The sequence below is a fragment of the Binatus sp. (SeqCode) genome (assembly GCF_049584895.1).
GTDB lineage: Bacteria > Desulfobacterota > Binatia > Binatales > Binataceae > Binatus.
Map to the genome: position 1 here is coordinate 44,671 of NZ_JBAUYR010000134.1, position 7,002 is coordinate 51,672.

7 protein-coding genes are annotated in these 7,002 nt (G+C 59.5%); 2 read left to right on the plus strand and 5 right to left on the minus strand.

Going from position 1 to position 7,002, the window contains the following annotated elements; translation table 11 throughout:
- Positions 1–273 precede the first annotated feature (273 nt).
- From WB650_RS22215 to WB650_RS22230, 4 genes are all read right to left on the minus strand, one after another.
- A complete protein-coding gene (locus WB650_RS22215) occupies positions 274–1,026 on the minus strand; it encodes a glucose 1-dehydrogenase (protein WP_423962086.1) in 753 nt (250 codons plus the stop codon).
- A 339-nt stretch (positions 1,027–1,365) separates the two neighbouring features.
- Positions 1,366–2,334, minus strand: a complete 969-nt coding sequence (locus WB650_RS22220; RefSeq protein ID WP_423962087.1) for a zinc-dependent alcohol dehydrogenase family protein — start codon at positions 2,332–2,334, stop codon at positions 1,366–1,368.
- Between the two features lie 33 nt (positions 2,335–2,367).
- Entirely contained in the window at positions 2,368–3,981 is a 1,614-nt protein-coding gene (locus WB650_RS22225) for a DHA2 family efflux MFS transporter permease subunit (RefSeq protein WP_423962088.1), read from the minus strand.
- Positions 3,969–5,168 carry an HlyD family secretion protein gene (locus WB650_RS22230; protein WP_422304778.1) on the minus strand — a complete coding sequence of 400 codons (1,200 nt, stop codon included), beginning with the start codon at positions 5,166–5,168 and terminating at the stop codon, positions 3,969–3,971. The genes WB650_RS22225 and WB650_RS22230 overlap by 13 nt, the downstream gene beginning before the upstream one ends.
- Before the next feature lie 256 nt (positions 5,169–5,424).
- Here WB650_RS22230 and WB650_RS22235 point away from each other — a divergent pair, with 256 nt between their 5' ends.
- Positions 5,425–5,862, plus strand: a complete 438-nt coding sequence (locus WB650_RS22235; RefSeq protein ID WP_422304780.1) for a DoxX family protein — start codon at positions 5,425–5,427, stop codon at positions 5,860–5,862.
- A 10-nt stretch (positions 5,863–5,872) separates the two neighbouring features.
- Here WB650_RS22235 and WB650_RS22240 read toward each other — a convergent pair whose 3' ends face one another.
- Entirely contained in the window at positions 5,873–6,298 is a 426-nt protein-coding gene (locus tag WB650_RS22240; protein WP_422304782.1) for a MarR family winged helix-turn-helix transcriptional regulator, read from the minus strand.
- A gap of 236 nt (positions 6,299–6,534) precedes the next feature.
- On the opposite strand from WB650_RS22240, the gene WB650_RS22245 reads away from it, so the two are divergent.
- On the plus strand, positions 6,535–7,002 hold a 468-nt coding region (locus tag WB650_RS22245; RefSeq protein WP_422304656.1), incomplete at its 3' end, for a hypothetical protein.

Genomic DNA, 7,002 nt, shown 5'->3' on the forward strand with positions numbered 1-7,002 from the left:
CTTCGAGGCCCACGGTCCGACTCCGCTGAAGCGGTCCGGCGCGATACGAGTGACGTAACCCGGGATATTGCGCATCGACGCCGGCGGAAAATCAGTTAGTGAAACCCCGCTGGGGGTTTCACCCTTCCGCGGGCAGGGGTAACCCCTGCACCTTAGTGAAATGAAAGCGGCTCTCCTTTCTCGAGAGCCGCTTTCTCTTCTAACACAGGGTGCAGGGGTCACCCCTGCCGAAGGAAGCGTGAAACCCACCGCGGGTTTCACTTTTAATCACCGTCACACCTGGGCGGCGCCGCCGTCGACGAATAGTTCGGTGCCGGTGACGAAGCTGCTGTCGTCAGACGCGAGGAAAACTGCGGCCCTCGCGATTTCGTCAGGCTCGCCGAAGCGACCCATCGGCACCCGATTCACTATACTGTCCAGCATCTGTTTGCCTGCGGGCCCGGAAGCAGCGAGGCGGTCATAGGCGGGAGTGCGGATAGGACCGGGGCTGACGGCGTTCACGCGAATTTTTCGTTCCTTCAAATCCATCGTCCACGTGCGCGCGAACGACCGCACCGCGGCCTTGGTCGCGCTGTAGACGCTCGACGCCGGATTGCCTTTGGACGCCACGATCGAGGCGTTCAGAATGATCGATCCGCCGTTCGCGATCAGTGGCAGCGCCTTTTGCACTGTGAATAGCAGCCCTTTGACGTTGATGTTGAAAATCCGATCGTACTGCTCCTCGGTGATTTCGCCCAGCGGCGCGAGCTCCGCGACGCCGGCGTTCGCAAACAATATGTCGATGCGTCCGGTCTTCGCCTTCACCGCGTCGTACAGCTTGTCCAGGTCAGCGAGCTTGGCGACGTCGCCCTGAACGGCGCTGATGTTTTTGCCGATGTCTTTCACGGCCGCATCGAGTTCCTCCTGCCGGCGTCCGGTTATGAAGACATACGCGCCCTCTTCGACGAATCGCTTCGCCGTCGCCAGACCGATGCCGCTATTTCCGCCGGTGACGACGGCCACTTTGCCTTCGAGTTTTCCGCTCATTTTGATCTCTCCGTAAATGATTTGGTCGAGTGTTATCTATGCGCCTCGCAAATCGCGACGGCTTTGGCCGTTCGCGAATTGGCCTTCGCCGCAATGTTTAATGATTTTGTCCATTTCTCGGCCATCAGCGCTTGTATATACAAGACTCGGACCAAGAAATTTTCGGGCCGTGCAAATCAATCGTCATCGTCGCGATCCTTCCGACGCATCGCCCAGTCCGCGACGACTATTGCCACGACACAAAAAATTCCGAGCAACAACAACTGGCTGATTTCGTTGTTCACAGCGACCACCCTTGTTCATCGACATTGTTTCGACGCTTGGATGCCTATTCCGAAGTCAGTTGGCTACGTCCAGAAGAATCTTGCCGCCGCGTTGCGCATGCGCGACGGCGTCCTTGATGGACGAGAGCGGGTAGGTTGCCGCTATCGGAATACGCACCGGGCCGGACGCGATCATCTCCGCCGCCTGCGCGACTGCTGGCGCGCTTTTCGCCGCAGACTCCGGATGCCCCAGCCAAAAGCCTCGCACAGTGAGCGGCTTGAAGATGACCTCGAGCGGGCTTAACGACATCGGAGCCAGGCTCATCGCCGCGTAGGAGACGAGCGTGCCGTGAGGTGAGAGCGTCGATGCGAGCACTCCGGTCGCCGGGCCGCTGACGCCATCAAGCGCGAGGCGAAGCTCGGCCTGACCGACGGCAGCTTTGATCTCTTTCGATACGTTGGGAGAATCGACGACGACGACGTCTCCGCCAATCGCATGAAGCTCGGGCACGAGCTCGGGCCGCCGCACGATGTTGACGGTCTTCAGGCCGCGCGTTTTTGCGAACGCGATCACCCACCGCCCGACAGCAGAATTGGCGGAGTTCTGCACCACCCATTCGCCCGGCTTCAGCTCGACGTACTCGCTGAGCAGCAGCGCCGCGGTCGGTGGATTGATCGCAAGCATCGCCAACTGCTGCGGGTCCGCGTCGGCGGGCAACGCGAAAAGGCCTTTCGCCGGAACAATCATTCGTTCCCTCCAGGTGAAGCTGGAGAGCGGCGCGAGGACGCGGTCGCCGACCTTGACCTTTTCTACTCCCGCTCCCACGGCCAGAACGCGGCCGACACCTTCATTGCCGATCACGGTTGGAATCGCGGGACGGACTCCATAGATGCCCTGTGCGAGCAAGAGGTCGTTTGGATTGAGCGGCGAAAACTCGACGCCGATTAGAACCTGATTCGGGCCTGGCGCCTCAGGCTCGAGAATGTCGACGTACTTGAGACCCTCGATAGGGTCGCCATAAGCGGTGAGCTGTACTGCATGCATATTTCTATCTCCCTGGGTTTGATTCTCGAAAGTTTAGTGCCCGGCGCTCGTTACTTTGCCTATTTCGAAACGCCGGATCAGGAACGCCAGCGGCAGGCCTGCCAGCACGATCAGGCCGAGCAAATGAAAACAATCCATGCACGCGAGCATCGTCGCCTGCTGAGTCATCGTGCTCTGGACCATTCCGTATGCCTGATGGATCGCGTCGGGAGTGGTCGCTCCGCGCGTCACCAGGAAGTCGCTCGAGGCCCTCACGAACTGCCGCACGCTTGCGTCGCCTGACGTCAGATTGCTCACGAGCACGCTCTGGTGATACTGCGTGCGCCGCTCGAGCATCGTGGTGACGAACGCGATACCGAAGCTGGCGCCCCAGTTGCGGCATAGGTTGGTCAGACTCGATCCCTTGTTGTTTTTGTTTTTCGGCAAATAGGAATACGCAAGCTGGCTCACCGGAATGAACATGAAGGCATAGCCGAAGCCCTGAAAGACGCGCGCCAGCGCGAAGTGGAAGTAGTCGGTCTCAGTCGTCATCCCGCTGTCGTAGAAAAACGAGAGCGCGGCGACTGTAAAGCTGAAGGCGAGCATGCGTTTCGCGCCGACTCGCGGGACGATCCGCACCACGAACGGCGCCAGGATCGTGATAACCGCGGCTCCCGGTCCGAGCGCAAGGCCGGCGTCCGTAGCCGTATATCCGAACAGCGTCTGCAACATCTCGGGAATCAGCACAGTGCTTCCGAACAGCCCGAACGCGAAGAGGAAGTAGTAGACGTTGGCGATCGCGAAGTTGCGCTCGCGGAGCAGGGTCAGCTCGACCACCGGATCGTCGTGACGCCACTCCCACCAAATCGCGATCGCGATCGCGACCACGGCAATCGCAAGGAACGTTACGATGAAGTGGCTCTCGAGCCAGTCGTCGCGCTCGCCGCGATCGAGCACCACTTCCAGGCACGCGAATCCGACTGCGATCAGGGTAATTCCAACATAGTCAATTCGAAGATGGCCGCTGCGACGCGCCCGCTTGCGCTCTTCGGTGAATTCGACCGGATCGTGCACCAGACGGTTCGAAAGTATCAGCGACAGGATTCCGATCGGAACGTTGATAAAGAAAACCCATCGCCACGAGAAATTGTCGGTAATCCATCCGCCGAGGGGCGGGCCGATGGCGGGAGCAGTGACCATCGCCATGCTGTAGAGTGCGAAAGCTCCGCCGAGTCTTTCCTTGGGGAAAGTGTCCACCAGGATTGCCTGCTCGACCGGCGCGAGACCGCCGCCGCCGATTCCCTGCATCACGCGGAACACGACCAGCATCGCCAGGCTCGGTGCGACGCCGCATAGAAACGAACTCGCGGTAAACAGCGCGACGCACATCATGTAGTAGCGCTTGCGCCCGAAAGCGCGGCTGAGCCACGCGCTCATCGGCAGGATTATCGCGTTGGCGACCAGGTAGCTGGTCAACACCCAGGTGCTTTCGTCGTAGCTGGTGCCGAGGCCGCCGGCAATGTGCGGCAGTGAGACGTTCGAGATGCTGGTGTCGAGCAGCTCCATGAACGTGGCCATCGTGACCGTCAGCGCGATCGCCCACTGATTGTGCGCGAGTCGTTTTGGCGGCGCTGCGGCCGCCGTGCGCGATGCGACTAGCGCAGCCATACCGAGGGCTCCACCGACATGCCGGGATGAAGCAGATGATCGGGATCCTGGCCGGGGTTGAATTCGATTCGCACCGGCAGGCGCTGCACGACCTTTACGTAGTTGCCGGTCGCGTTCTCGGCCGGCAGCAGGCTGAAGCGGTCGCCGCTCGCGCCCGGCAGATTCCGGACGTAGCCTGTGTAGATGCGGCCGAAGGTGTCGACGTGGATTGTGACTTTCTCGCCGCGATGCATCCGCGCGAGCTGCGTTTCTTTAAAGTCCGCCGTCACCCAAATCTCGTCGGTCTCGGTCACGAACATCAGCGTCTGTCCCGGTTCGATTCGAGAACCAAGCTCGACGGTGCGTCGTCCAACGATACCGTTCGCGGGAGCGTGAATTTTCGTGTAGCTGAGGTTAAGCAGCGCCTGATCGAGCGCAGCCTTTGCCGCATCGGCGTCCGCCTGCCGCGCCGCGATAGTCTTCAGCGCGGAGCCGGCGGCCTCGCGCGCGGAATCGACCTTCGCCGAATCGACGCGCGCCGTCGCCGTGTATTGATCGTATTCGTTCTGCGCCACCACCCGCTGATCGAGCAGCGCGGAAAAGCGCTGTGCATCTCTCTGCGCCCTGAAATTGTCTGCGTCGGTTTCGCGAGTGTTCGCCAGCGCGGCGGCATAGTCCTGCTTCGCGGATGCGACCTGGGCCAATGCGAGTTCCAGCCGCGCCCTGGCCTGCGCGACTGCGACCTCGTAATCGCGCGGGTCGATCTCGACCAATAGTTCGCCCGCCTTCACCCGGTCGTTATCTTCGGCATGAACCCGAATGACGGTCCCGTTGATACGCGAGCTAAGGGGATCGATATGCCCATCAATCTGCGCATCGTCAGTGGACTCGTACGACTGGATATAGTTCCACGCGAACGGGGCGATCGCCCCCAGCGCAAGAATCAGCATCGCGAGCAACAGAACCCGCTTACTGCTGCGACTGAACAGCGGGCTGCCACCCGAAGGGCGGTGCTTTCCATCGACTGAGTCGGGCGATTCGATGCGCCGTTCAAGATACTGGTCGGAATCCTGGCGCAGTGCTTCCAGCCCATCACCGGGATCAGTGCGCTCGCGCAGATCTCCGACCTCGTGGTCGTCTCGCAGATCGCGAGGGCTTTGGCCGTTCGCGAATCGATATTCGTCGCCATGTTCAACAATATTTTTCATTTTCCTGTCCTGACGCTTGTATATACAAGAGTCAGACCAAAAAAATAGACGCGATAGTGGGCGACAGCAGCTGCGGTCGCGCCGAAGAACCTAACCCCTAACCCCTTCCCCAGGTGGAAAGGGAACCGGATAGAGAGGGGCGTCGGAACCCTTTCATCTGGTCCCCCTTCCCGCTCGGGAAGGGGTTAGGGGTTAGGTTATCTGCTACAACCGAAATGCTCATGAATTCGCAGCCGCATACGGGCGAGGCCTTAAAATGACAACCACAGAGAGCTCGCCAGATCTCGATCGCAAATTGGCGTACGTCGTCTTCCGTCTCAGCTTAGGCGTCAACTTGCTGATTCACGGCGCAGGCCGTTTCTTCGGCGCGGGTGTAGAAGGCTTCTCGTCGAGAACGGCGAGCGAATTCGCCGCCACTCCTCTACCTGCCGGGCTGGTCCATGCTTTCCTGTTCGTCCTGCCTTTCGCGGAATTCATTGTGGGAATCCTGATTACCCTGGGCCTGTTCACACGATGGGCACTGACGCTGGGAGGCCTGTTGATCACGGCTCTCATCTTTGGAACTGCGCTCCGCAATGATTGGCCGACGGTCGGCATTCAGATGATCTACGCGATCACTTATTACCTTCTGCTGTTGAATCGCAGCGACGACGGGTTCTCGCTCGACGCCTTCTTTCGCCCAGCGCGCGGATGAGAGACTGATTTCAGGCGCTCAGCTTTCGCAGCGCAGATCGCAACTCTTTGACGGTCCCTGTCCCCAACCGCTCACTGACTTCCGCTTGAGCTCGCCGCCAGGCCGGCAGACACTTGCGAATCAACGCCTGGCCCTTGTCGGTTATTTCGATCAGATGGCTTCTGCGATCTTCGTTCCGTTCGAGCCGGAGCCAACCCCGCGCGCACATTCGCTCGACGTTGCGACTCACCGTCGACTCGTCCATCTGGAGCAATTCCGTCAGTTCCGCGGGTCTGGCCTTTCCGCGGTTGGCAACCGCGACCAGCACGCTGAACTGGCTGGTCTTCAATCCCGCGCCTGCCAGCGCGCCGTCATAGATAGCGGTGACCATCCGATTCAGCTTGCGGACACAGCCACCGACACATACGCCTTCCACTCCTTTGATTGTTTCGTTCATAGTTCATTGTATATGCAAGCATTCGTCGCCAGTCAATGGTTATCCCCACTAGGCACCTGCCGATTTGACGGGGAAGCTATTTTCCACCATACTTAGCGAGCTTCTACGGGCTATAAGTAGTATTCGCGTGAGTTTGCTATCTTTTCCATTTTAGGTAGCATCAAAAACCGTATTAGCTTAAGTCGTATAAGCCCTAATTTTCGTTCGATTCATGCGATTGAAGGCGAGGAATGAAAATGAAATTAGTTAAACGCGTCACGGCCACTTTCGTATCGTCGATGCTGTTGGCGATGCTGTGTTTTACCTCCTCGCGCGCCCAGGACATCGACGAATCCAGTGTCGACGTGCCGGAGCATACTCCACAAGTTGCTCAGGTCGCAGGAACGTGGACCGGCACCGATACTCAGGACGGCGGAAGCCCGGGTGCCGCGATGCTGCTTCTCACTCAGAGCGGTAAAATCATCGGCGGCACGTTCAGCCTGAGCACCGACGGTGATACTCCCACCGGACCCGTCACGGGCAAAATTTCCAAAGACGATCTCAAGCTCACATTTCACGCTACCAGCGGGACCAATCACCCGTGTACCGCGAATGTTCTGGCGACGGTTGACCCGGACGCGATGCCGCCGACGATGGAGGGCACCTTCCTGGTCAAGGGCGGCAAGCACTGCAAGGGCAAGGGCACCTTCGATCTTACATTGCAG

Coding starts and splice junctions, on each gene's coding strand:
- WB650_RS22215 (WP_423962086.1), bottom strand. CDS start 1,026: ATGAGCGGAAAACTCGAAGGCAAAGTGGCCGTCGTCACCGGCGGAAAT.
- WB650_RS22220 (WP_423962087.1), bottom strand. CDS start 2,334: ATGCATGCAGTACAGCTCACCGCTTATGGCGACCCTATCGAGGGTCTC.
- WB650_RS22225 (WP_423962088.1), bottom strand. CDS start 3,981: ATGGCTGCGCTAGTCGCATCGCGCACGGCGGCCGCAGCGCCGCCAAAA.
- WB650_RS22230 (WP_422304778.1), bottom strand. CDS start 5,168: ATGAAAAATATTGTTGAACATGGCGACGAATATCGATTCGCGAACGGC.
- WB650_RS22235 (WP_422304780.1), top strand. CDS start 5,425: ATGACAACCACAGAGAGCTCGCCAGATCTCGATCGCAAATTGGCGTAC.
- WB650_RS22240 (WP_422304782.1), bottom strand. CDS start 6,298: ATGAACGAAACAATCAAAGGAGTGGAAGGCGTATGTGTCGGTGGCTGT.